The organism is Paraburkholderia franconis, assembly GCF_009362735.1.
Lineage (GTDB): Bacteria > Pseudomonadota > Gammaproteobacteria > Burkholderiales > Burkholderiaceae > Paraburkholderia > Paraburkholderia franconis.
Window position 1 is genome coordinate 113,449 of sequence record NZ_WHNP01000012.1, and the last position, 21,530, is coordinate 134,978.

A 21,530-nucleotide genomic window follows, 5' to 3' on the forward strand; every position below is an offset into this window, starting at 1 on the left:
CCCGTCGTTAGCCCGGGGTTGACGTCGGGAACGAGTTCGCATAAAGTCCGTACATATTAATAAGTTCGGACTTTATGGCGTGCCGCGCCAAGCCGACAAGTTCGCGGTCAAAGTGGAGACAGGAATGACCCAGCAGAGCGAGATTGCAGGAAGCCCAACGGTGGAACGTCACGCTTGCGCGAAGCGCAAGCCGCCGATTTATCTGAGGCTCGGATTTCAGATCGTGGCCGGAATCGTTCTGGGGCTTGCACTCGGGTTCATCGCACCGAAGCTTGCCGTCGACATGAAGATCCTCGGCGATATCTTCCTGCGGCTGATCAAGATGGTGGTCGCGCCGCTGGTGTTCCTGAACGTGGTGCTCGGCATCGCGGCGGCCGGCGATCTGAAGAACGTGGGGCGCATCGGCCTGCGGGCGCTGGTCTATTTCGAAGTGGTGTCGACGATCGCGCTCGCGATCACGATGGTCATCGCCAACTTCTCGGGCGTCGGCACGGGGATGCATCTCGCGCAGAACGCCCAGGAGGCGGCCGCGGCGCACGCGCAGTATGGCAAAGGCGCATCGACCACGCTCGAGCACTTCCTGTTGACCATCTTCCCCGACAACTTCATCGGTGCTTTTGCAAACGGCTCGCTGCTTCAGGTGCTGGTCATTTCGATCGGCCTCGGTGCTGCGTTGCTGATGCTCGGCGATCAACAGCGGGCGAGCGTCGAGGGCGCGCTGAACCGGATGTCGGACCTGTTCTTCAAGTTCGTCGACGTCATCATGAAGTTCGCGCCGCTCGGCGCATTCGGATCGATTGCATTTGCGATCGGCAGCAGCGGGATGAACGCGGTGATCTCGCTCGGGTATCTGCTGCTGGTGCTGTATCTGTCGCTGGCGTTCTTCGTAGTCGTCGTTCTTGGCATCGTGCTTCGGCTGTACGGTTTCAATATCTTCAGATTCCTGCGCTATTTCAAGGACGAAATCTTCCTGCTGTTCGCCACCGCTTCTTCGGAAAGCGCGTTGCCGCGATTCTTCGACAAGCTCGAGCGTCTGGGCTGCTCGCGGCAGGCGACAGGTCTCGTGCTGCCGACGGGCTATGCATTCAACCTCGACGGCACTTCCGTCTATATGCCGCTATGCGTGATGTTTCTCGCCAACGCGTACGGCATTCCGCTCGACCTGCATCAGCAGCTTGGCCTTCTCGTGCTGATGCTGCTGACGTCGAAAGGCGCCGCGACGGTTTCGGGCGGCACCTTCATCGTGTTCGCGGCCACTGTCACGGCGTCCGGGCTGCTGCCCGTCGAAGGTCTGCCGCTTCTGTTCGGCATCAACCGCTTTACGTCACAGGCCGTCTGCATCTGCAACGCGATGGGAAATAGCGTCGCCACGCTCGTCGTCGCGAAGTCGACGGGCGAGTTCGATCCGAACGCCGCGCGCAACGAATACCAGCGCGTGTTCGGCACGCCTATCGGCAAAGTCATCTAAGTCTTTAATCAACGGAGAGAAGGAATGCGCATTACCGCGATCAGAGAAGATTCGGTCCCGATGGAGGGGAACGTCGCCAATGCTTATGTGAACTTTTCTGAGCACACGATTTCTCTCGTCGCACTTCAGACGGACGTGATTCGCAATGGAAAGCCTGTTATCGGGTATGCGTTCGATTCCATCGGTCGATATGCGCAAGGCGGCATCTTGCGTGACCGTATGATTCCGCGCCTCGAAGCCGCCGCTCCTGAATCGCTTCTGGACGCATCGGGCCGATTCTTCGATGCAGCCAAGGTACTTCACGCCATCATGCGTAACGAAAAGCCCGGTGGTCATGGCGATCGTGCGGCCGCTGCCGCCGCCATCGAGCTTGCCGTGTGGGACCTGAACGCAAAGCTCGCCGACGAACCGGCGCATGTGACCATTGCCCGTCACTTTCAACGCGCAGGCAAGAGCGACGGCGTCACGGTCTATGCGGCGGGCGGCTATTACTACCCGGGCGAAAGCGTAAAGCGCTTGCAAGACGAAATGCGTTCGTATCGCGAGATGGGCTACGCGGCCTTCAAGATGAAAATCGGCGGCGCGGCGCTGAAGGACGACCTCAGCCGGATCGAAGCCGTGCTTGCGGTGGCGGGAGACGGCCAGCGCGTTGCCGTCGATGCGAATGGCCGCTTCGATCTGCAAACGGCGCTCGACTACGCGAAGGCCATCGCGCCGTACAAGCTGCGCTGGTACGAAGAGATCGGCGATCCGCTCGATTACGATCTGAACCGGCAAGTCGCAGAGGCCTATCCCGGCCGGATCGCGACGGGTGAGAACCTGTTCTCGGTTCAGGACGTCAACAATCTGACGCTGTTCGGCGGCATGCGCGCCGGGCTCGACATCTTTCAGATGGACCCGGGCCTCTCATACGGACTCACCGAGTTCGCGAAGATGATCGACGTAATGGAAAAGCGCGGCTTCAGTCGGCGCGAACTGCATCCGCACGGCGGCCATCTGATCAATCTGCACATCGCGGCGGGGCTCGAACTCGGCGGCTGCGAAGCGTACCCGGGCGTGTTCCAGCCGTTCGGCGGCTATCCGGACGGCTGCGGGGTCGGCGGCGGCGCGGTGCGCCCGACGGATGCGCCGGGCTTCGGGCTCGAAGAAAAAGACGGCCTTCGTCCGTGGCTTGCGCGTCTTGCCGACTAGGAAACATCCGTTGGAACACTTTCGCAGCAAGGTCCAGACCCCCATGAACACCCGCACCATTCCCTTTTCGAGCACTGTCGTCGATTCGATTCTTTTCCGCGATGCCTTCGGCACCGCGAAGATGCGCGCGCTCTTTTCCGATCACGCGCTCATCCAGCGCTATATCGACGTCGAAGTGGCACTCGCGAAAGCCGAGGCGCAAGTCGGCGTGATTCCCGCCGATGCCGCCGAAGTGATCGCGCGCGAGTCGCAGATCGAGCGGATCGACTTCGACCACCTGCGCGAGGAGACGGACATCGTCGGCTATCCGATCCTGCCGCTCGTGCATCAGCTCGTCGCGATGTGCGGCGACGCGGGACGATACGTGCATTGGGGCGCGACAACGCAAGACATCATGGACACGGCCGTCGCGCTACAGGTGCGCGATGCGCTCGATTCGATCGATGCCGACATCCGCGAATTGCGCGGCATCCTGGCCGGTCTCGCGAAGAAGCATCGCGTAACGGCGATGGCGGGCCGCACGCATTTGCAGCAGGCGCTGCCCATTACGTTCGGCTACAAGGCCGCGATCTGGCTCGCGATGTTCGACCGGCATCAGCAACGCATCGCCGAGTTGCGCAAGCGCGTGGCCGTCGTCGAATTCGCGGGCGCGGCGGGCACGCTGGCATCGCTCGGCGACAAGGGTTTCGACGTGCAGACGGCGCTCGCCGCCGGACTGAAACTCAGTGTGCCCGCAACGACGTGGCACGTCGCACGCGATGGCTTTGCCGAGGCCGTCAACCTGCTCGCGCTCGTGACGGGCTCGCTCGGCAAGATCGCGATCGACATCATGATCATGGCATCGAACGAATTCGGCGAAGTGTACGAACCCTTCGTCAAGGGACGCGGCGCGAGCAGCACGATGCCGCAAAAGCGCAATCCCATTTCGAGCGAGCTGATGCTCGCCGCCGCGAAAGCCGTGCGGCAACACGCGGGCCTGATGGTCGACGCGATGATCCAGGACTTCGAACGCGCGACGGGTCCGTGGCACGCCGAGTGGATCGCGATTCCGGAGAGCTTCATTCTCACTTCGGGCGCGCTGCATCAGGCGAAGTTCGCGCTCGGCGGACTGATCGTCGACACCGAGCGCATGAAGCACAACCTCGGGATCAGCAAGGGTCTCATCGTCGCCGAGGCTGTAATGATGGAAATGGCGCCATACACGGGACGCCAGCAGGCGCACGACATCGTCTACGACGCATGCCGCACCGTGAACGAGCAGGGCGGCACGCTAGCCGACGCGCTGGCCGCGCTGCCCGAAGTCACGCGCCATTTCAATCGCGCTGCAATTGACCGCATGACCGATCCCTCGAACTATCTGGGCCTCGCGCCGCAGATGGTCGACCGGGCCATCGAACTGTCAGGCGAGATCTGAACTGAAGGGCAGGACTGTGCGCTACGCGCGTTGCAGCTTTTGAGTGGCTGTCACGCGAGCGGCGACTATCGTTTGGAAACGTTTCCGGGAAACGTATCGTAGGTACGGCGATGGAGTGATACGACTACTACCTGTACGGCACAGCCGTGGCCATTCCGAACTTCGCGATCCAGGAATATGCAACGGGCTTCGAGGCGGGCGTGTTCGAATCGACGGGCAAGCATCTGGGCAGCGATATCGTCGACAAGGTGCCGCTGCCGCGCGAAGGCTTCGTCGATATTCCCAGCGGACCGGGGCTCGGCATGGCGCTGCTGCCCGACGCGCAAAAAATCCGGCCGCCGCTCGTCAAGCCGATTTCGACGCGACCGCACTTCGACGGTTTTGTCATCGACCGGTAAAGCGCTCGCGGACGATGCGCGCTTTGCAAAATGCTGGCGCAGCATGACCACGCCGTCTCTGTCGAATTGCTGCGCGATCGAATCGATCTCCGTAGTCGTGTAACGGATCATTCGATGTCTCCTGCGAGGTCATTGCCGATGCAACAGGACACAGGCCAGTCCTTGCGTCAGTCGCTAAAGCCCTGCAATACGGCGCCGAGTTCTTCGAGCGTGAATGGCTTGCGCAGCGCCGCCCAGCGAAACGGCAACGGTGGCACAGCCGGCATCTCGTAGCCCGACGAAAACACGAGGCGTATCGACGGTTGAATCGCAGCCGCCTGCCTGGCGAGTTCGACGCCATCGATGCCCGGCATCCTGATATCCGTGATCACCACATCGAACGGCTCTTCGCGCAGCCAGCCGAGCGCTTCTTCAGGCGACGTAGTGAATTTCGGCGCATGGCCAAGCAAGCGGATCAGTTCGTTGATCGCTTCCGACAGATTCCCGTCATCGTCGACGAGCAGGATGCGCAGCGTCTGCGCACTGTCCGCCCGTTCAACGTCGGAACCGCTATCCGCGAGCGCATCTTTCCCACTGTCGAGCATCTGCCTGACCTTGTGCGCGAGCTGCTCGCGGCTATAGGGCTTGCTGAGCAGTTCGACACCCGGGTCGAGTCTGCCGCCGTGGACGATTGCGTTGTGCGTGTAGCCAGATGTGAACAGCACTTTCAGACGCGGCAGCAGCGTGACGGCCTGTGCCGCCATGTCGGTGCTGCGAACGGGGCCCGGCATCACGACATCGGAAAACAGAAGGTCGACGTCCACGCCGCTTCGCAGCACGGTCAGCGCCTGTTGCGCATCGTCGGCCTTCAGCACGTTGTAGCCGAGTTCGGAAAGCGTGTCGATCGCGGTCGTCTGCACCTTCTGGTCGTCCTCGACGACGAGGATCGTCTCCGTTCCTCCCCTCACGGGAGCGCGCATCCGCGACGGCGGCTCGATGGCCGGTTTCGCCGAGCGGGGCAGATAGATCTTGACGGTCGTGCCGTGGTCGAGCTCGCTGTAGATCTTGATATGGCCGCCGCTCTGCTTCACGAAGCCATAAGCCATGCTCAGCCCGAGGCCCGTACCCTGGCCTTCGGGCTTCGTGGTGAAGAACGGATCGAACGCGCGCTCGACGATGTCTTGCTGCATGCCTGTTCCCGTATCCGTGACGGCCAGCAGCACGTACTGTCCGGCGGCGACATCGGGCACGGTCGCGATGTACTCGTCGTCGAGCATTGCGTTCGACAACTCCATCGTCAGCTTGCCGCCGTCGGGCATCGCGTCTCTCGCATTGATCGCGAGATTGAGGATCACATTCTCGAGTTGATGAATGTCGACCAGCGTGTTCCACAATCCGCCCGCGACGACCGTCTCCACACGTATCGTTTCACCGAGCGCGCGACGAAGCAGGTCGTCCATGCTGCGAAGCGCCGCCGCCAGATTGATGACCACGGGTTGCAACGGTTGCTGGCGGCCGAACGCCAGCAGTTGCGATGCGAGCTTCGAGCCACGGTCGACAGCGTCGATGGCCTTGTTGACCCGCTCGCGCGTCCACGAATCGCGGTGATGCCGGCTGTCGAGCAGTTCGAGATTGCCGCGCAATATCTGCAGCAGGTTGTTGAAGTCGTGAGCGACGCCGCCCGTCAGCTTGCCCACGGCTTCCATCTTCTGCGCCCGAAACAATGCCGTGCGGGTCTCTTCGAGCTGCCGGTTCGCGTCCATGCGTTCGGTGATATCCCGCGTGATCTTCGCGAAACCGACGAGCGCGCCGTCTTCGTCCCTGATCGCGTCGATCACGACGTGGGCCCAGAAGCGGCGGCCATCCTTGCACAATCGCCATCCCTCGGACTCGAAGCGTCCTTCGTTTGCGGCGATCGACAGCCCACGTTCTGGCAGTCCGGCTGCCGTATCTTCGGGGGTATAGAAGCGGGAGAAATGCGAGCCGATCACTTCTTCCGCGCTGAAGCCCTTGATTCGCAGCGCGCCGGCGTTCCAGTTCGTGATGGTCCCGTCGGGCGACAGCATGAAGATCGCGTAGTCCGTGACGCCGTCGACGAGCATCCGGAAGCGCTGCTCGCTTTCGACGACGGCCTCGTGAGCGATTCGCTTGTCCGTCATGTCGCGCACGATTTTGGCAAAGCCGGCAATGTGATCCTGTTCGTCTTTCAAGGCCGTGATCACGACGCTGGCCCAGAAGCGCGAGCCATCCCGCCGGATGCGCCAGCCTTCCGACTCCGAACGTCCCGTGCGCCGCGCCGTTTCGAGGGCGGCCGCGGCGGCGCCTTGAGCACGAGCTTCCGGCGTATGGAACATGTCGAAATGCCGGCCGATGACTTCCTCGCTCACGAAGCCGTAAATCTGCTCGCCGCCGACGTTCCATGTCCTGATCGTGCCGTCGCGTGACAGCCCGATCACTGCATAGTCGCGAACGGAGCTGACCCATCGCCGGCACCAGTCTTCCGGGAGCGAGAGGTTGCCCTGGTCGTCGTCTTGCATCGTCGTCTCCCCGTTCTTCCGCTGGTTCATGTCAAGGTCGCCGATGGCTGATCGAAAATTTTCGCACGTTTCATGCCTGCGCTTCGTCGATCGAAATGTCAGCTTGTTGCTCTTGAGACGATCTCGCGCGGCTCGAAGCTGCCTATCGTATCGGAGATGGCGCGCCCAGTCGTGCAGCGAAGCGCAGCGCCGGCCCGCCCAGCTATGACGGTGATGGCGTCGTCGTGAGCCGTTGCGTCGGCAGACTTTTGCACTAGGATACAGCTTCAGCATTGGCCTGGTTTTCGCTAGCGAGACCGCATGGCAAGGCATTCGCCGGCTCGCGACAGGAATCCGTAATCCGTCGGGGTAGTTGATGTTGATGCGGTGCTTTCGTCTGCTTTCGTCTGCTTCTCGATGCGGGCGATTTTCGCCGCCATTCATTCGCAACCCTTCGATCCGTGCCTGACGAGCAGGTCACGACTCCAAAGGCTCTGAACAACGAAGTCGTTTCGTTTCGGCGACCCATGGATGCTGCGAACGCGGATGGCGATGCGGTACACAAACAATATGACGTAGCGCTCGCGCGTCTGGAGCAGGCTTTCCAGCGAGTGCATGCAGCGCGCGGCCGCGCCCGCGCCTGGCTTCGAGCCGCTTCGTTTCTGCTTGCGCCGGGCGTCTTCTTCTTTGCTGAGCTGCCCTGGCGGTGCGCCCTTTTGTCCGGCGGCTCACGCGCCGCCTTCGAAGCCAGCCGATCGTCCCGTTTGTGCCAGGTATTCGACGTGTGCGGCGGCAACAGGTGCAGCGGCTTCCGCGATTCGGCGAAATCACCGTCGACGCCGAGCGTCCGCGTCTCGCCCTCGCGGTCCGTGACGATGGCTGCCGCCGCATAGCGACCGCCTTCTGCTGCCGTAACGACCGACCGGCCGGATCACGCAACCACGGTACTCAGTAACGTCTTCCGTTTGCATGTTGCCTCCCGGTAGCCAAAGAAGCGCCGTCGTGACGCACCGTGCGAATGTCGAATCAGACAGCGCATCTGGTCGGGCACAAATCCCGCGCCCGATGCGATGCGCCGCGTTCGACGGAAAGCGAGCCGCCGGTTCGCCGCGAGTCAGCCGTTGCGAATCGAGAGCCACGACAGCACGCTCCCAACCGGGGTTAACCCGCTCGGAACAACAATCCTTTCTTCGTAACCGTCTTAATCTTAAGCGGCTACATACCTAGACTGTCGTCACTGATTACGAACAGGGCTGTTCGTAAAAGGACCAAAGCAAAGTCTGGAGGTAGTCACCATGAAGTCCCTGATTCAAGCCGTCGTCGTTGCCGCTGCGCTTGCCGCTCCCGTCGCCGCGTTCGCGCAGTCGAACCAGCCGGTCACGCGTGCGCAGGTGCGTGCCGAGCTGATCCAGCTCGAAAAGGCCGGCTACAACCCGTCCCGTGGCGAAGATCCGAGTTACCCCGCCGACATCCAGGCTGCCGAAGCCAAGGTGGCTGCGCAGAATGCCGCGACGGGCGTCGGCGGCGTGACGAGCGGCTCGTCGGCTGCGGGCCGCCCGGCTGTGTCGCAGGCCGACTGGAACGCGATGTACAACCGTCCCTGACATCGGCTTGCGCAAGCGTTCGAAAGGACGCTGATCGCATTCTGTCTTCGCTGCATCATCGCTGGTTTGAACGCGCGGCCCCGCCCGCGCCGCATCGTTTGGAAAAGGGCTCGCTATCGCGTAAGAACACGCGTAAGGCACACGCGTGAGAACACGATAGCGGGCCCGACATGTCGAATACCTCCGCTGTCGGGCTCCCTCGATGGCTTCGCACAGACCTTCGTGGTCTGTGCGCTTTTTGAGGCACACGTATAGCGGTTTTATTCGTCGCGACGTGTAGCACTCTCAGCCGATCGGCCAGCACATACAGGTGTACCTGAATGTCATCGGGGCCACTGTCTTGACTACTCAAAGGGACAGCTGCACCTCAATCGAGAAGTCAGTACAACTCATTCGAGCTCGAAGTCCAACGCCATTTCACGCGACGTTTCTTTCTATTTGTTGCCCTTTCGTTTGCACCCGAAAGATCCCGTCTCGCGAACATGGCAAAACTGCCATTTTCGCGTCATCGGTTTGTTGGGCCTTACGCACTAGCATGAACACCTGGTTGCCGCGGACGCGCAGAGAAAAGTGACGCCGCTGCCGGACGTCACCATTGCGCGTTCATAACGGATACCCAAGCCTGTATGTGGATCGTCAATCTCGCATTGAAGCGGCCGTACACGTTCATCGTGATGGCCATCCTGATCGTGCTGGCGACACCCTTTGTGCTGTTCACGACGCCAGTCGACGTGCTGCCCGAAATCAACATCCCCGTCGTCAGCATCATCTGGAACTACACCGGCCTGTCCGCCGAGGACATGGCCAACCGCATCACGTCCGTCAACGAGCGCAGCCTGACGACGACGGTCAACGACATCGAGCACATCGAGTCGCAATCGCTCGCGGGCATCGCGATCATCAAGCTGTTCTTGCAGCCGAACGCGAACATCCAGACGGCGATCGCGCAAACGGTCGCCGTCGAGCAGGCGCAGCTGAAGCAGATGCCGCCGGGCGCGACGCCGCCGCTTGTGATCAGCTATTCGGCTTCGAGCATTCCCGTGATTCAACTGGGCCTGTCGAGCACGCGGCTCTCCGAGCAGGAACTGAACGACACGGCGCTCAACTTCCTGCGGCCGCAGCTCGTCACGATTCCGGGCGCCGCCGTGCCGTATCCGTATGGCGGAAAGACGCGTCTGATCTCCGTCGATCTCGACACGCGCGCGATGCTCGCGAAAGGGCTGACACCCCTTGATGTCGTCAACGCGGTCAACGCGCAGAACCTGATTCTGCCGACGGGCACCGCGAAGATCGGACCGAAGGAATACACGATCAACATGAACGGCTCGCCGACGACCGTCGCGGGCCTGAACGAAATTCCCGTGCGCACGGTGAACGGCGCGACGACTTATCTGCGCGAAGTCGCGCACGTGCGCGACGGCTTTTCTCCGCAGACGAACATCGTGCGCGAAAACGGCCGGCGTGGCGTGCTCATTTCGATCCTGAAGACGGGCAGTGCATCGACGCTTTCGATCGTCAACGCATTGCATGCGCTTCTGCCGAACGCAACAGCGGCGCTGCCGCCCGATCTCAAGGTCACGCCGCTGTTCGATCAATCGGTGTTCGTGAAGGCCGCGATTCGCGGCGTGGTGCGCGAGGCCGTGATCGCCGCCGCGTTGACGGCCGCGATGATTCTGCTTTTTCTCGGCAACTGGCGCAGCACCTGCATCATCGCCATTTCGATTCCGCTTTCGATCCTCACTTCGCTGATCGCGCTGCACGCGCTCGGGCAGACGATCAACATCATGACGCTGGGCGGTCTCGCGCTCGCGGTCGGCATCCTGGTCGACGACGCGACCGTCACGATCGAGAACATCGAGCGCCATCGGCACATGGGCACGAATCTGCACGACGCGATTCTCGATGGCGCGGGCGAGATCGCGATTCCCGCGCTCGTATCGACGCTGTGCATCTGCATTGTGTTCGTGCCGATGTTCTTCCTGACGGGTGTCGCGCGCTATCTGTTCGTGCCGCTCGCGGAAGCCGTCGTGTTCGCGATGCTCGCATCGTACGTGCTGTCGAGAACGCTGGTGCCGACGCTCGCGATGCTGCTGATGGGCCACGCGCACAAGCGCGACGCGCATGCAAAGCCGAATCTGTTCATGCGCCTGTACCGCCGCTTCGACGCCAGCTTCGAGACGATGCGCGCGGCGTACATCATGGTCCTGAGCAGTCTGCTCGTGCGCCGTCGGCTATTCGGCTCGATGTTCCTTGCGTTCTGCGTGCTCTCGCTGGGCCTTGCGCTCGCGCTCGGCGAGGACTTCTTTCCGCGCGTCGACGCGGGCGAGATACGGTTGCACATGCGCGCGCCGACGGGTACGCGGATCGAAGAAACCGCGCGGCTCGCTGACGAGGTCGAGAAGGTGGTGCGCGAGATCATTCCCGCGAAGGAACTCAACACCGTGCTCGACAATCTGGGGCTGCCGTATAGCGGCATCAATCTCTCGTACAGCAACGCGGGCACCATCGGCACGCTCGACGGCGAAATCCTGCTCGCGCTGAACGAGGACCACAAGCCGAGCCTCGGCTATATCGACCGCTTGCGTGCGTTGTTGTCGCAACGTTTTCCCGGCACCGAGTTCTTCTTTCAACCCGCCGACATCGTCACGCAGATTCTCAACTTCGGTCTGCCTGCCGCGATCGACGTGCAGATTGTCGGGTCGAATCAGGAAGGCAATCTCGAGACCGCGCGGAAGCTGTTGAAGCAGATTCGCACGATTCCGGGCGCCGTCGATGCGCACATCCAGCAAAAGCTCGACGAGCCCGTCATCAGTCTGCAGATGGACCGCACGCGCATGCAGCAGCTCAATCTCAATGCGAACAACGTCGCGCAGAACGTGCTGGTCTCGCTGTCGGGCAGCTCGCAGACGTCGCCGGGATTCTGGTTCAATCCGCGCAATGGCGTCGAGTACAACGTTGCCGTGCAGACGCCGCAATATCAGATTTCGTCTGTGGATCAACTGCTGCGCACACCCGTATCGGCGACCTCGACGGCGCCGACGCAACTGCTCGGCAATCTCGTGCAGGTCTCGCCGCAAACGCAGTTCGCAATGGTCACGCATTACAACATCCGTCCTGTGATCGACGTGTATGTGAGCGTGGAAGGGCGCGATCTCGGCGGCGTCGACGCGCAGGTCCAGAAGCTCGTCGATCAGGCACGTGCTTCTCTGCCGCGCGGCAGCGGCATCACGATACGCGGCCAGGTCCAGACCATGCGCACGTCGTATTTCGGGCTCGGCATCGGCGTCGCGATGGCGATCGTGCTCGTCTATCTGCTGATCGTCGTGAACTTCCAGTCGTGGATCGATCCTCTCATCATCGTCAGCGCCTTGCCGGCGGCGCTGGCGGGCATCGTGTGGATGCTGTTCCTCACGGGCACGCATCTGAGCGTGCCCGCGTTGACGGGCGCGATCATGACGATGGGTGTCGCGACGGCGAACAGCATTCTGATGGTCGCGTTCGCGCGCCAGCGTCTGACGGCGGGCGCGCCGCCGTTGACGGCCGCGCTCGAAGCGGGCGCGAGCCGGATCAGGCCCGTGCTGATGACGGCATTCGCGATGATCATCGGCATGATTCCGATGGCGCTCGGCCTCGGCGAAGGCGCGGAACAGAACGCGCCGCTCGGGCGCGCAGTGATCGGCGGGCTGCTGTTCGCAACAGTTTCGACGCTTTTCTTCGTGCCGCTGCTGTTCGCGGGCATCCACAGCCGGCTCGCGCATCGCAGGGCAAGGCACGAGCAGCACAATCAATCAGAGGACCGCGACGCTCATGAACGAGATCAGCGACACGACCGAAACGGACACAGCTCGACGACGGACGGCCGGGATGACTGAGAAGACTCACTCTTCGCTAGCGATTCCTGCCCGCGAAACCGAAGACGGCCACGCGCTGCCGCCGCGGCACCTCGAATGGCGGCGCGCGAAAATCGCAGTGCTGGTCGTGCTGCTGCTCGCCATCGGCGCGTTGCGCACGGTGGTGGCGAACATCATGCAGAACCGCTCGGTCGCGCAGATGACGCAGCAAAACGCGAAGCAGTATGTCGATGTCGTCACGCCGAAGGACAACGACGGCAGCAACATGACGGTGTTGCCGGGCACACTGCGCGGCTATGTCGAGTCGCCGATCTATGCACGGGCGACGGGCTACCTGCTGCACTGGTATGCCGACATCGGCGCGCGCGTGAAGGAAGGACAGCTGCTCGCCGAACTCGATACGCCGGAGATCGATCAGGGACTCGCGCAGGCCGTCGCGCAGCGCGATCAGATCCAGTCGAGCCTCGGGCTCGCGAAGAGTTCGTTTGAGCGCTGGCAGCAATTGCGTCAGCGCGACGCCGTCTCGCAACAGGAACTCGACGAGAGGCAAAGCACGTATCTGCAGGACGTTGCGAATCTCGCCGCTGCCGAGGCCAACGTGAAGCGCTTGCGCCAGCTCGAAGGCTTCAATCGGATCGTTGCGCCGTTCGCGGGTGTGGTCACGCAGCGCAACGTCGATGTCGGCGATCTGATCGACGCGGGCAGCGGCGCGAGCCGCGCGCTCTTCGCGCTCGCGCAGTCCGATCCGTTGCGCGTGTACGTGCAATTGCCGCAGGCCTACGCGCAGAACATCAAGGTCGGCGAGGACGTCGTCGTGACGCAGGCCGAGTTGCCGGGGCAGCAGTTCAATGGACGCATCACGAACATCTCCGGCGCGATCGACGTGCCCACGCGTTCGCTGCAAATCGAAGTGACGTTGCCCAATCCGGACGGCAAGCTGCGGCCGGGCGCCTATGTGCAGGTGGCGCTGCCGTCGGGTGCGCGCGCGCAACTGACGGTGCCGGGCAATGCGCTGCTGTTTCGAGCGGAAGGTCCGCGGCTCGCTGTCGTCGACAGCAATGGCGTCGTGCATCTGCGCAAGGTCGTGATCGCGCAGGACCTTGGGCAAACGCTCGAAATCGAAAGCGGCATCGAACCGACCGACCGCGTGATCATCAACCCGAGCGATTCGATCAACGACGGCGACCATGTCGAAGTGATGCACTCGCAGACGTCATCGCAGTCCAAGGGCAAGGCAGCATCGTGAACACGCTCGTACACGCCGCGCGTATCGGTACGATGGGTACGATGGCACTCGCGGTTGCGCTGTGCGCGTGCACGGTCGGCCCCGACTACAAGACGCCGCTGACGGACGCGCCGCCCACGTGGCACACGGATTCGTACTGGCGTCTCGCGCAACCCTCGCATGCGCCGCTCGCGCCGGACTGGTGGAAGTCGTTCGGCGATGCGACGCTCGACGGTCTCGAAACGCAGGCGCTCGCGCAGAACCAGACGCTCGCCGCGGCCAGCGCGCATTACGCGCAGGCCCGCGCGACGCTCGCCAACACGCGCGCGCAACTGGTGCCCGAAGTCGATCTGTCGGCGTCGGCCGCACGCGAGCGAACATCGAAGAACCGGCCTCTGACGAATTACGCGTCGCCGAATCAGTCGACGGTGCAGAACAATCTGCAACTCGGACCGACGATCAACTATGACGTCGACCTGTTCGGCCGCATACGCCGCGAAGTGGAAGGCGCGCAGGCATCGGCGGAACAGTCGCGCGACGATCTCGCGAACGCGCGGCTCGTGCTCTCCACCGATCTCGCCACCGATTATTTCTCGCTGCGCGAACTCGACTCGGAAATCGACGTGCTGAACCGCTCGGTGCAACTGCAACAGAAGGCGCTCGACTACGTCACGACGGAGCACGATCTCGGTTCCGTTTCGGGGCTCGACGTGTTGCAGCAGAAGTCGCTGCTCGATCAGACACGCGTGCAGGCACAACTGCTCGTCACGCAGCGCGATCAGTTCGAGCATGCAATCGCTGCGCTCGTCGCGTTGCCCGCGCCGCAGTTTGCGATCAAGCCGAAGGTGGTCGACTATCACGTGCCGGCGATTTCGCTCGGGCTGCCGAGCGATGTGCTTCAGCGGCGCCCCGATATCGCATCGGCGGAACGCGCGATGGCCGCTGCCAATGCGCAGATCGGCGTCGCGAAAGCGGCGTTCTTTCCGAGCCTGACGCTGACGCCCGGCATCGGCTGGCAGAGCACCGAATTCGCGAATCTGATCAGCGCGCCGAGCCTGATGTGGTCGCTCGGCGCGACGCTGAGCCAGGTCGTGTTCGACGGCGGCCGGCGCGCGGCCAACGTTGACTTTGCGAGTGCCGGCTATCAGGCTGCGCAGGCGAATTACCGGCAATCCGTGCTCACCGCGTTCCAGCAGGTGCAGGACGGCATCACGGGGCTATCGGTGCTCGACAGCGCCGCCGCGCAGTCGCGCGATGCCGTCGCCGATGCGCAGCGCCTGCTCTCGCTTGCCAACGATCGCTATTCGGGCGGCCTCGTCGCCTATCTCGACGTGATCACCGCCCAGCAGTCGCTGCTGACGAGCCAGCGCCAGGACGTGCAGATTCACGGACAGCAGATGACGACGTCCGTCGCGCTCGTGAAGGCGCTGGGCGGCGGATGGGACGTGCGGGAGACAGGCGCGCAGCCCGCGCCCGCCGATGCCGCGAACAATCTCGCGCCGTCCGGCACGCGTGCGCCCAACTGACGCGAAGGGATGCGCATTGGCAGAGGCCATGCCGTATGGAGAGTGACGTAGACCGGGCTGAACACGTTTGAGAAGCCTACTTATAATGATCGAGAGAAGAGAGAGGAGCGCCCATGAAGCTGCTCATCGTGGAGGATGAGTTCAAGGTCGTCGACTATCTGCGTCGCGGCCTGACGGAACAGGGCTGGGTGGTCGACGTCGCGCTCGACGGCGAAGAGGGCCTGCATCTCGCGTCCGAGTTCGACTACGACATCATCGTGCTCGACGTGATGCTGCCCAAGCGAGACGGCATCAGCGTGCTGAAGGCGCTGCGCATGCGCAAGTCGACGCCCGTCATCATGCTGACCGCGCGCGATCACGTGAACGACCGCGTGCGCGGCCTGCGCGAAGGCGCCGACGACTATCTGACGAAGCCCTTTTCGTTTCTCGAACTGGTCGAGCGTCTGCATGCGCTCGCGCGGCGTACGCGTGTGCAGGAATCGACGCTGATTTGCGTCGGCGATCTGTATGTCGATCTGATCGGCCGGCGCGCGACACGCGGCGGTGTGCGGCTCGACCTGACCGCGAAGGAGTTCCAGTTGCTTAGTGTGCTCGCGCGGCGGCAAGGCGATATCCTGTCGAAAGCGATGATCACCGAACTGGTCTGGGACGTGAATTTCGACAGCCACACGAACGTCGTCGAGACGGCCATCAAGCGGTTGCGCGCGAAACTCGACGGCCCATTTCCCACCAAGCTGCTGCACACGATGCGCGGCATGGGCTATGTGCTCGAAGTGCGCGAGGAAGCAGAGGCATCATGATTCGCTCGAATCGTTCGATTGGGCGGCGTCTTGCGTTGCTGTTCGCACTCGTCGCCCTGACCGTTTTCACGCTGGTCGACACGGGGCTCTTTCTCGTACTGCGCTCGCAACTGGAGCAGCGGCTGCGCGAGTCGCTCGATAGCCGCACCGAGGTCGCGCGGATCATCGTGCATCACGCGATCAATCGCGACAAGTGGCGCTTCGCGCAGGAAAAGCTCACGGATATGACGCCGCGCGACGGCACGAGCGTCTATTCGATTTCAAGCGCCGCGCCGCTCTTCAACTATGGACATCCCGTGACGGGCAGGGTCGTCGCGCAATGGCCGGGCGGCTATGCGCGCATCGCCGATAATGGCACCGGCCACGACCTGCTGACCCGCACGCTGACGCTCGTGCCGAACGGCGAGCGTCCGCAGGTGCAGTTGCAGGTGGCGACCAGCTACGCGCCGACCGAGCAGGCGTTGCGCGAGTTCGGGCTGGCGCTGGCGGCGTTGTCCGCGCTCGGTGCGATCGGCGCTTCGCTGTTGAGCTATTGGGTCACGCGGATCGGCCTCGCGCCGTTGCGCCGGCTGACCGTCGATGCGTCGGAAGTGAGCGCGGATAATCGCTCGCAACGTCTGCGCACGACCGAGCTGCCGTACGAGTTGAACGACCTTGCGCATTCGTTCAATGGCGCACTCGAACGGCTCGATGAGGCGTACGTGCGCCTTGAATCGTTCAACGCGGACGTCGCGCACGAACTGCGCACGCCCGTGACGATCCTGATCGGCCAGACGCAGGTCGCGTTGACGCGCAACCGTTCCGTCGACGATTTGCGCCGCACGCTGCAATCGAACCTCGAAGAGTTCGAGCGGATGCGCGGCATCATCAACGACATGCTGTTTCTCGCGCGCGCCGATCAGGGTGAGCGGGCCACGGAACTGGTCGAAGTGTCGCTCGCGGCGGAAATCGCGCGCACCGTCGAATTCCTCGAAATGCCGATGGAAGAGGCGCAGGTGCAGGCCGAACTGCACGGCGATGCCGTCGCGCGCGTGAACCGTTCGCTGTTCGGGCGGGCCTGCGCGAATCTGCTGATCAACGCGATTCATCATTGCACGCCGGGATCGTCGATCGCGATCACGATTTCGCACGAAGTGGGCCGTGTGTGGATCGCCGTCGCCAATCCGGGCGAGCCGATTTCGCCTGACGTGCTCGATCACGTGTTCGACCGGTTCTATCGCGCAGAGCTGTCGCGCACGAACAGCCGGGAGAATCACGGGCTGGGCCTTGCGATCGTCAAGGCTGTCGCCGAAATGCATGGCGGGATCGTGTTCGCGCACAGCCTCGACGGCGTGAACACGTTCGGCTTTTCGATCAGAGGCGTCGACAGAGCGCGTTCTCCGAAATCCGATCTCGTCGAGAAGGAAGCGCCTGTGCCTTCGCGGACCATCGCCTCCGCGTCCGCGCCGCTCAAGTCGCCGTGAGGCGTGCCGCGCGAACAGGTAAATTGATCTCATCATTGGCCTCTGTTCGACCGAATGACGGTCAAATTGACCGGTTACGCTGGGTTATCGCGTCCAGTTTTGTAACCGGCAAGGGGGCAGTGTGGATCTGATCGAAATGGCAAAGAAGTCCGGCATGCAGGTGCTGCTCGACGCGCAGATCGGCAGCCAGTCGTATCACAGCGTGTGCGGGCCGCTTTCCTCCTTGCAGCGATTCGCCGACGAAGTCGGCAAGGCGCTCGCCGCCGAAGCGGCCGCGCAGGCCGCGTTGCATTCTGGCGTGGAAGCGTAGGCGGTTGTTTTCGCGCAGTATCCAAGCCGCGCATCCAGGTCCTGCATTTGGGCTCCGCATTCAGGCCCGGTATCTGCTTCACGATCGTCGCTCGGCCCCGGCGCGCATTGCCGGCGTGCCGGTTTTCGCGCGCTTTCCACATGACGCCCCGATCGTGAAGGATTCTCTGCGTTGACTGTTCGCGACTCTCTCTATTCCCGCATCGGATGGCGACGGACAGCGCGCGCCGTGCTCCACGCGTTCGCTGCCGGTGCCGCACTGTGTACCGTTTCGGTGACAGTGTTCGCAGCGCCCCGCACGGCCGCGTTGCTCGACTGCGCAGTGATCGACGACAACGCGCAATATAGTGAGCCTGGCGCCGTGCAAGCCGAGCAGGCGCGCGCTGCGATGGTCAGCGAACGGTTGCGCTCGCAGGTGGACCAGCTCGGGCTCTACCAGGTCGCCGACAATCGGCCGGCTGTATCGCTGATCGACGGATTCAAGGCGACGCAGGACCTCAACGCGTGCAACGGCTGCGAACTGGAGATCGGCCGGCGGCTGGGCGTTCAGCGCGTCGGCGTGTGCTGGGTGCAGAAAGTTAGCAATCTGATTCTCAACATCAACTTGCGCATCGAAGATACGGCGAGCGGACAGGTCGTGTTTCAACGCTCCGTCGACATGCGCGGCAATACCGATCGGGCCTGGCGGCGCGGCGCGGAAGCCCTCGTCGGCCTGCTCGCCGCCGATCCGGACGCGGCGCATTGAACATCGCGCGCACATCGATTTCGGGAAAAACTCCCGGGCGCCCGCGCTGTCATCCCGCCGCGCGATGCGCTAACTTGAGCGTGGGTGAATTCGCCCTTGCGGCAAAACGCAGATGGCCTGAATGACCCAGGCGGGCCCGTCGAACAACCAACCGCAGGAGACATCGATGCATTGCACAAGACGTACACGCATGGCGGCATCCGTCGCGCTCGCCGTATTGCTCGGCGCGGGCGCCGGTCATGCGTTCGCGGCAACCGCGTATGTGACGAGCGAGACGAACGGCGTCGGCGTGATCGACCTCGACCAGATGAGGCTGACGAAGACGATCGGCCTGGGCAGCGACGGTCCGCGCGGGCTGAGCCTCACGGCGGATGGCCGCCGGCTGCTGGTCGCGAACAAGACGGGCGATCTGTCGGCGATCGATACGTCGACGGACAAGATCGTCGCGCGAGTGAAGATCGGGAAGAACCCTGAGTTCGTGCGCGTGCATCGCGGATACGCATACGTGACGTACGAGCCCGGAGATAGTGGACCGCCGCCGCAGGCGCAGGGCACGGGCAAGCCGGAGGGCAAATCAGAGGGCAAACCGGAAGGCAAACCGGAAGGCAAACCGGAGGACCAGGCGGGCAAAGGCCACGACGATGACGACGCGAACAGCCCGCCCGCCGAAGTCGCCATCGTCGATCTGAAGACGATGAAGGTGATCCGCTCGGTGAAGAGCGGGCACGAAACGGAAGGCGTCGAGTTCTCGCCGGACGGGCGCGAGCTGCTCGTCACCAACGAGGGCGACGATACAGTGTCGGTATATCGGACGGGCAGCGGCGCGCCCGTGCGCACCGTGAAACTCGACAAGGGCTCGCGGCCGCGCGGCATCAAGTCGACCCCGGATGGCAAGCATTATGTCGTCACGCTGGAGAACGCCAGCAAGTTTGTCGTGCTCGATGCGGCGACGCTGAAGCCCGTGAAAACAGTCGATACGAAGCTCGGACCGTACGGCGTCGCATTCGATCCTTCAGGCAAGCATCTGCTGATCGCCGCCGCGCGAGACAAGACCTTGCAGGTGTTCGACGCGAAGACCTACGAGCACGTGACGGACGCCCCCGTTGGTCAGCGCTGCTGGCACTTCACGTTCACGCCGGACGGTTCGAAAGTGTTGATGGCGTGCGGGCGCTCGAATGCCGTTTATGTGCTGGATGCGAAGAACAATTATCAGATGCTCAGCCAGATCGGAGATTTGCCGTTGGCGTGGGGTATCGTGACGTCGCCGCCGAGCCAGGGGTCGATCGATTCGCGGTGACGGGTGGTTATATTGGTGGATTAAGGTGGTTTAAGCGCCGCGGTTTTGATTTAGCCCGCCCTTCAGGGCGGGTTTTTTGTGTTTCTCCGTTAGACAGATTTTTAGCAAGCTGCAATCGAAAGAAGTTTTATTTGCCGTGAAGCGTTGCGCTCGCTCGTGCCAATGACAAACCTTGAAAGAACTGATGCGAGTATTCGAATAGGGTTACGGATTTGGTTTATCTGTAATCCATAAGAATATGAACAACAAGTCATACCGGCTGATCTTTAGCCGGCTTCCCCACCACACGCGTAACGATCGGGGCTCAGATGACAATGCAGTTCTGATCCATCATCGAACGTCATCGCAGAGGCAATCCATCGCAAACCTCACCGCCGCGGCTAAAGTCGTGCGCAACGCAGCCGTTAACGCAGTTACGCGTCTCCAGAACCTGCGATTCCACCCATGCCTCGCCCCGAAGAACAGCCGGCTCGCCAGGCCGCTCGCATCGACCTACGGACCATCGCCGCCATCGTGATCGGCAACGGCTTCGTCGCCTACGACTTCACGGTCTACAGCTTCTCGGCCGCGTTGATCGGCAGTCTGTTCTTTCCATCGGCGAACCCCGCGTCATCGTTTCTGCTGTCGCTTGCGACCTTCGGCGCGGGCTTCGTCATGCGTCCGCTCGGCGCGCTGATGATCGGCCATATCGCCGATAACCGCGGCCGCCGCGCCGGCATGATCGTGTCGCTCGCCCTGATGACCGTCGGCACGTGGATGATCGCCTGCCTGCCGACGTACGCGACGATCGGGCCCGTATCGACCGTGCTGATCGTCGTCGCGCGGCTCATGCAGGGCTTGGCCGCAGGCGGCGAAATCGGGCCGGCATCGGCGTCGCTGATGGAGTCGGTGGCTTATCGGCATCGCTGCTTCATGGTCAGCTGGCGCGGCGCGAGCCAGGGCGCGGCGGCATTCGCGGCGGCGCTGATTGGCGCGAGCACCACGGCGCTGCTGTCGCACGAGGCGATGCAGGCCTGGGGATGGCGCATCCCGTTCGTGCTGGGCGGCTTCATCGGGCCCGTCGGCTGGTATCTGCGCGGCCGGATGGCTGCCGCCGAAACGCCGGCCGCGCGCGAGCGACTGTCGGCGCGCCTCTTCGCCGAGCACGCGCGGCCGCTCTTCTGGGGCGTCCTGATGATGGCCGCACCCACCGTCAGCATCTACGTGACCGTGTTCTACATGCCGTCGTATCTCGTGCGCACGCTGCACCGGCCCGCCACGATCAGTCTGCTGACGGGCTGCATCTCCGGGCTCGTGATTCTCGTCGTCACGCCGCTCGTCGCGCGCATGGCCGACCGGCTCGCGAGCCGCAAGACGCTGCAATATGTGACGCTCGCGGTGTCGATCGCGGCGGCATGGCCCGTGTTTCGTGCGCTGCTCGACGGTGCAAGCGATATTGCCGCGCTGCTGATCATCACGGCCTTCGTCGCGTTCGCGCTCAACAACGCGGGCGCCGGCTCCGTCCTGATGATGGAGGCCTTTCCGCGCCACCGACGCGCAGCGGGACTGGCCGTGATCTACAGCGTCGGCGTAGTGGGGTTCGGCGGCTTCTCGCCGTTGATCGTCACGTGGCTCATCGACGCGACGGGCAATCCGATGGTGCCCGCGTGGTATCTGATCGCGGCGATGACGCTCTCGCTAGCCGGTCTGACGCGCTTTCCCGAGCACGCGCAAGCGGCCTCGATACGGCGATGACGGCAGCCGT

The 21,530-nt window shown here is 63.0% G+C and carries 15 protein-coding genes; 14 read left to right on the plus strand and 1 reads right to left on the minus strand.

The features are described from left to right. The first annotated feature begins 124 nt into the window (after positions 1-124). The 4 genes from GCT13_RS15455 to GCT13_RS15470 all read left to right on the plus strand — a co-directional run bounded on the left by GCT13_RS15455 (position 125) and on the right by GCT13_RS15470 (position 4,471). Entirely contained in the window at positions 125-1,468 is a 1,344-nt protein-coding gene (locus GCT13_RS15455) for a cation:dicarboxylate symporter family transporter (RefSeq protein ID WP_152759498.1), read from the plus strand. Positions 1,469-1,492: 24 nt separating this feature from the next. Next, the gene (locus GCT13_RS15460) at positions 1,493-2,659 is read left to right on the plus strand and encodes a mandelate racemase/muconate lactonizing enzyme family protein (RefSeq protein ID WP_152759500.1); all 1,167 of its coding nucleotides are present in this window, start codon (positions 1,493-1,495) and stop codon (positions 2,657-2,659) included. 43 nt (positions 2,660-2,702) lie between these two features. Beyond that, entirely contained in the window at positions 2,703-4,073 is a 1,371-nt protein-coding gene (locus GCT13_RS15465; RefSeq protein ID WP_152759502.1) for a class-II fumarase/aspartase family protein, read from the plus strand. Between the two features lie 146 nt (positions 4,074-4,219). Continuing rightward, entirely contained in the window at positions 4,220-4,471 is a 252-nt protein-coding gene (locus tag GCT13_RS15470; RefSeq protein ID WP_227746855.1) for a hypothetical protein, read from the plus strand. Between the two features lie 167 nt (positions 4,472-4,638). On the opposite strand, the gene GCT13_RS15475 is transcribed toward GCT13_RS15470, so the two are convergent. Then, entirely contained in the window at positions 4,639-6,987 is a 2,349-nt protein-coding gene (locus GCT13_RS15475; RefSeq protein ID WP_152759504.1) for a PAS domain S-box protein, read from the minus strand. A 1,274-nt stretch (positions 6,988-8,261) separates the two neighbouring features. Here GCT13_RS15475 and GCT13_RS15480 point away from each other — a divergent pair. From GCT13_RS15480 to GCT13_RS15520, 10 genes are all read left to right on the plus strand, one after another. Continuing rightward, positions 8,262-8,570 carry a DUF4148 domain-containing protein gene (locus GCT13_RS15480; RefSeq protein ID WP_152759506.1) on the plus strand — a complete coding sequence of 103 codons (309 nt, stop codon included), beginning with the start codon at positions 8,262-8,264 and terminating at the stop codon, positions 8,568-8,570. 626 nt (positions 8,571-9,196) lie between these two features. Beyond that, positions 9,197-12,442: an efflux RND transporter permease subunit gene (locus GCT13_RS15485; RefSeq protein ID WP_152759508.1), complete on the plus strand. Its 3,246-nt coding sequence runs from the start codon at positions 9,197-9,199 to the stop codon at positions 12,440-12,442. Further along, positions 12,435-13,667 (plus strand): efflux RND transporter periplasmic adaptor subunit, encoded by a 1,233-nt coding sequence (locus GCT13_RS15490; protein ID WP_152759510.1) that lies wholly within the window; start codon positions 12,435-12,437, stop codon positions 13,665-13,667. Before GCT13_RS15485 ends, GCT13_RS15490 begins: the two co-directional genes overlap by 8 nt. A gap of 32 nt (positions 13,668-13,699) precedes the next feature. Continuing rightward, a complete protein-coding gene (locus tag GCT13_RS15495; RefSeq protein ID WP_152759650.1) occupies positions 13,700-15,172 on the plus strand; it encodes an efflux transporter outer membrane subunit in 1,473 nt (490 codons plus the stop codon). Positions 15,173-15,285: 113 nt separating this feature from the next. Beyond that, a complete protein-coding gene (locus tag GCT13_RS15500; RefSeq protein WP_087737510.1) occupies positions 15,286-15,972 on the plus strand; it encodes a heavy metal response regulator transcription factor in 687 nt (228 codons plus the stop codon). Continuing rightward, positions 15,969-17,435, plus strand: coding sequence for a heavy metal sensor histidine kinase (locus GCT13_RS15505; RefSeq protein ID WP_152759512.1), 1,467 nt, complete (start codon positions 15,969-15,971; stop codon positions 17,433-17,435). Before GCT13_RS15500 ends, GCT13_RS15505 begins: the two co-directional genes overlap by 4 nt. A 136-nt stretch (positions 17,436-17,571) precedes the next feature. Then, positions 17,572-17,745 (plus strand): hypothetical protein, encoded by a 174-nt coding sequence (locus GCT13_RS48375; RefSeq protein ID WP_193727677.1) that lies wholly within the window; start codon positions 17,572-17,574, stop codon positions 17,743-17,745. A 228-nt stretch (positions 17,746-17,973) separates the two neighbouring features. Then, positions 17,974-18,489 (plus strand): DUF3280 domain-containing protein, encoded by a 516-nt coding sequence (locus tag GCT13_RS15510; RefSeq protein WP_321574374.1) that lies wholly within the window; start codon positions 17,974-17,976, stop codon positions 18,487-18,489. Between the two features lie 190 nt (positions 18,490-18,679). Beyond that, on the plus strand, positions 18,680-19,786 hold the full coding sequence (locus tag GCT13_RS15515) for a cytochrome D1 domain-containing protein (RefSeq protein ID WP_227746856.1): 1,107 nt from the start codon (positions 18,680-18,682) through the stop codon (positions 19,784-19,786). Positions 19,787-20,230: 444 nt separating this feature from the next. Continuing rightward, the gene (locus tag GCT13_RS15520; RefSeq protein ID WP_152759518.1) at positions 20,231-21,520 is read left to right on the plus strand and encodes an MFS transporter; all 1,290 of its coding nucleotides are present in this window, start codon (positions 20,231-20,233) and stop codon (positions 21,518-21,520) included. Positions 21,521-21,530 lie beyond the last annotated feature (10 nt).

Coding starts and splice junctions, on each gene's coding strand:
- GCT13_RS15485 (WP_152759508.1), top strand. CDS start 9,197: ATGTGGATCGTCAATCTCGCATTGAAGCGGCCGTACACGTTCATCGTG.
- GCT13_RS15465 (WP_152759502.1), top strand. CDS start 2,703: ATGAACACCCGCACCATTCCCTTTTCGAGCACTGTCGTCGATTCGATT.
- GCT13_RS15520 (WP_152759518.1), top strand. CDS start 20,231: ATGCCTCGCCCCGAAGAACAGCCGGCTCGCCAGGCCGCTCGCATCGAC.
- GCT13_RS15455 (WP_152759498.1), top strand. CDS start 125: ATGACCCAGCAGAGCGAGATTGCAGGAAGCCCAACGGTGGAACGTCAC.
- GCT13_RS48375 (WP_193727677.1), top strand. CDS start 17,572: ATGGCAAAGAAGTCCGGCATGCAGGTGCTGCTCGACGCGCAGATCGGC.
- GCT13_RS15490 (WP_152759510.1), top strand. CDS start 12,435: ATGACTGAGAAGACTCACTCTTCGCTAGCGATTCCTGCCCGCGAAACC.
- GCT13_RS15460 (WP_152759500.1), top strand. CDS start 1,493: ATGCGCATTACCGCGATCAGAGAAGATTCGGTCCCGATGGAGGGGAAC.
- GCT13_RS15515 (WP_227746856.1), top strand. CDS start 18,680: ATGGCGGCATCCGTCGCGCTCGCCGTATTGCTCGGCGCGGGCGCCGGT.
- GCT13_RS15480 (WP_152759506.1), top strand. CDS start 8,262: ATGAAGTCCCTGATTCAAGCCGTCGTCGTTGCCGCTGCGCTTGCCGCT.
- GCT13_RS15475 (WP_152759504.1), bottom strand. CDS start 6,987: ATGCAAGACGACGACCAGGGCAACCTCTCGCTCCCGGAAGACTGGTGC.
- GCT13_RS15495 (WP_152759650.1), top strand. CDS start 13,700: ATGGGTACGATGGCACTCGCGGTTGCGCTGTGCGCGTGCACGGTCGGC.
- GCT13_RS15505 (WP_152759512.1), top strand. CDS start 15,969: ATGATTCGCTCGAATCGTTCGATTGGGCGGCGTCTTGCGTTGCTGTTC.
- GCT13_RS15500 (WP_087737510.1), top strand. CDS start 15,286: ATGAAGCTGCTCATCGTGGAGGATGAGTTCAAGGTCGTCGACTATCTG.